This window comes from Thermodesulfovibrionales bacterium, from assembly GCA_035622735.1.
Taxonomy (GTDB): domain Bacteria; phylum Nitrospirota; class Thermodesulfovibrionia; order Thermodesulfovibrionales; family UBA9159; genus DASPUT01.
This window is the reverse complement of the sequence record DASPUT010000055.1, coordinates 1-2,310: the sequence shown is the minus strand read 5'-3', so window position 1 is coordinate 2,310 and position 2,310 is coordinate 1. Positions and strand designations below refer to the sequence as shown.

Annotated in this window: 3 protein-coding genes; 2 read left to right on the top strand and 1 reads right to left on the bottom strand. The window is 53.8% G+C overall.

Annotated features, from left to right (window positions below; genetic code table 11):
• Window positions 1-33: 33 nt before the first annotated feature.
• Complete coding sequence (locus tag VEI96_03050) at window positions 34-357, bottom strand: iron-sulfur cluster assembly accessory protein (GenBank protein ID HXX56958.1); 324 nt, start codon at window positions 355-357, stop codon at window positions 34-36.
• 216 nt (window positions 358-573) lie between these two features.
• Between VEI96_03050 and VEI96_03045 the strand changes: the two genes are divergently transcribed.
• Window positions 574-1,296 (top strand): 3-oxoacyl-ACP reductase family protein, encoded by a 723-nt coding sequence (locus VEI96_03045; GenBank protein ID HXX56957.1) that lies wholly within the window; start codon window positions 574-576, stop codon window positions 1,294-1,296.
• A gap of 207 nt (window positions 1,297-1,503) precedes the next feature.
• Complete coding sequence (gene bioD / locus VEI96_03040; protein ID HXX56956.1) at window positions 1,504-2,205, top strand: dethiobiotin synthase; 702 nt, start codon at window positions 1,504-1,506, stop codon at window positions 2,203-2,205.
• Window positions 2,206-2,310: the final 105 nt, after the last annotated feature.

Genomic DNA, 2,310 nt, shown 5'->3' with positions numbered 1-2,310 from the left:
CTATGGATAGGAAACATTATTCGGGACTGCGTATTATCCGCAGCTGCTGCAGCCCGATCCGCAGGAAGACGACGGCTGCCCGCCGGTGATGACAAAGCCCTGTCTCTCCCCGTCGTCGATGAAATCGATGACCATACCGTCGAGGTTCTTCGAGGTCTTCTTATCCATGAAGACCCTGAGGCCGTCTTTTTCGAAGATCTCATCTTCCGCAGTTGACCTCTCGTCTATGTCCATTCCGTAGGATGGTCCGCAGCAACCGCCTTCTGCGGTATAAATCCTCAGGCCCCAGTTTTCCTTCCCTTCCGCAGTGAGAATCTCCTTCGCCTTTCCGGCTGCCGTATCTGATATCGTTACCACGAAAACCTCCTTCTTACCCCTCTCCGTAACCTTCCAAAGGGCGTCTCTTTTCTTTTTACATTAAAGGAAAAAGAGACGAAAAAGCAACAGGCCCTCCTTCAGGGCGAAGGCCATGACCGAGCATGATAGGCATATGGTATGATAGGGACAAATTCCCCGGAAGGATTAAGAACAGATGTCTCTGACGGCTGATAAAGTGCTTCTCCGGAGGTTCGGGTGCCGCGGATACCGGTTGCGGTCGTAACCGGTGCGTCGAGGGGGCTCGGCAGACAGATAGCGCTGACGCTCGCCGGCTGCGGATACGCGATCGGCGTCAATTACCGCTCCGGAGAAAACGAGGCTGAAGAGACGGTCCGGCTGATCGGCGACAGGTCTCTGCCCTTGAAGGCCGATGTCAGAAATTTCCGGCAGACGGAAAAGATGGCTGAAGAGGTTTCAGCCCGGTGGGGAAGACTGGATGCCCTGATTAACAATGCGGGCATCACCCGTGACGGCCTGCTTATGGGGTATCGTGAGCGTGATTTCGATGATACCCTCGACGTTAACCTCAAAGGATGTTTCAATACCGTGAAGGCCTTTGTACCCCTTATGACAGAATCAGGCGGCGGGCACATTATCAACATCTCTTCCTACTCCGGATTGAGGGGCAGTGCGGGGCAGTCGGCGTACAGTGCTTCAAAGGCAGCGGTCATCGGCTTTACCCTTTCCGCGGCCCGGGAATTGTCCTGCCATAACATACGGGTGAACGCCATCCTTCCCGGATATATGGAGACGGAGATGGGAAGAAGGGCTGAAGAAGCGATGGAAAAGGCGGGGAAAGAGAGCATGCTCAACCGGCTCTCGGATCCCGATGAGGTCGCACGGTTCATCGCCTGCTTTCTGACGACAAAGAACATAACGGGGCAGGTTCTCAGTCTCGAATCGAGGATTTGCTCATAGGCTATTTCCTTCATAAATAATCCGAGGGGCGTTGGGCTCGATGGCAAGAATTCAGAGTTATGTGCCGGTCCGCGAATGCGGACCTTGCTCTATTTGAAGTACAGAGTGTAATAAGGCGTTCTGAGTGCTGAACTGCGGTGACAGCTATTATCTTGCCGAGAGCCGAACGCCTCTCGCGAATAGAAAACTTATTCATAAAACGACTAAATGCCAAAGGGTTATTTCATAACAGGCGCCGACACCGGTGTCGGAAAGACAATCGTGGCAGGAGCGCTCATCAGGGTCATGCAGGTCCGGGGCATACAGTCCTGCGGCATGAAGCCGATCGAGACGGGATGCAGCCGCGTGGGAGGAGGACTCTTTCCGTCAGACGGGATGTTCCTCAAGAGGGTAGCCCGAATGGACGAGGCGATAAACCATATAACCCCTTACTGCTTCGAGACCCCTGTCGCTCCACTCGTGGCGTCGGAAATTGAGGGGCGTGAGATCGATGTAGGAGTGATAAGGAGCGAATTCGGACTTCTTCTCGAGAAATACCGGACAGTTGTTGTCGAAGGCATAGGCGGCATTCTCGTGCCGATTAGACGTGATTATTTTGTGATTGACTTGATCAGGGAACTGGGGCTCCCGCTCGTCGTGGTATCGAGCCCATCTCTCGGGACGATCAACCATACCCTCCTTACGGTCAACCATGCCCTGAGAGAGGGCATCACGGTTGCCGGGATCATCATCAACTTCAGGAAACCCCCGGAAAATACCATTGCGGAGCAGACCAACCCTGCCGTCCTCCGGAAAATCTCGCCAGTACCCATTATCGGCACCTTCCCTCACATCGAGAACCTCGATGACGAGACTTTGGAGAAGGCCTCTCTAGAGTATCTCAACGCTGAGACCCTGATCGGCAGATAGGAAAGAATATCCACGGCAGGTTTTAGCCGAAACTCAAAAAGGTGAAGTCAGAGGACGATCGCCGTCTTGAGAGGGATGAGGTAGTAGCCGGGTGACACCTTGTAT

Excerpts from the sequence above, each read along its gene's own strand:
- bioD (HXX56956.1), top strand. The coding sequence starts at position 1,504 with ATGCCAAAGGGTTATTTCATAACAGGCGCCGACACCGGTGTCGGAAAG.